The organism is Acinetobacter lwoffii, assembly GCF_024129435.1.
GTDB lineage: Bacteria > Pseudomonadota > Gammaproteobacteria > Pseudomonadales > Moraxellaceae > Acinetobacter > Acinetobacter lwoffii_F.
Genome location: NZ_JAMXXN010000083.1, coordinates 1 through 417, shown reverse-complemented (window position 1 = coordinate 417; position 417 = coordinate 1). Strand labels below are relative to the sequence as shown.

At 43.4% G+C, this 417-nt stretch carries 1 protein-coding gene; it reads left to right on the top strand.

Annotated features, from left to right (window positions below):
- A partial coding sequence (locus NI455_RS15405; protein WP_253114901.1) for a recombinase family protein occupies positions 1-417 on the top strand: 417 nt, incomplete at both ends.

Genomic DNA, 417 nt, shown 5'->3' with positions numbered 1-417 from the left:
ATAGTGGTACGAAGTTAGACCGACCTGAATTGAATAAGCTGCTGTCAGAAGCAAATCAAGGTGACACCTTGTTAGTTGAAAGTATTGACCGATTATCACGCCTAACCCAACGAGATTTTCAAGAGCTGAAGCGCAAGATCCAGGAGAAGGGACTTCGTTTAGTCGTAGCGGATCTTCCTACTACCTACCAAATGATTCAAACCAGTGACAGCATTACTCATTCAATCCTGGAACTCATCAATAATATGTTGATTGATCTCCTGGCAACAATGGCTCGCCTAGACAATGAGAAACGTATAGAACGTATTAAGCAGGGCCTGGCACGCTCGGGTTACAAGCCAACAGGTAAGAAAGCCAATGAGGCTAAGCACAAACGAATAAAAGAATTACTAGCAGCTGGCAATATGACTAAGGAAG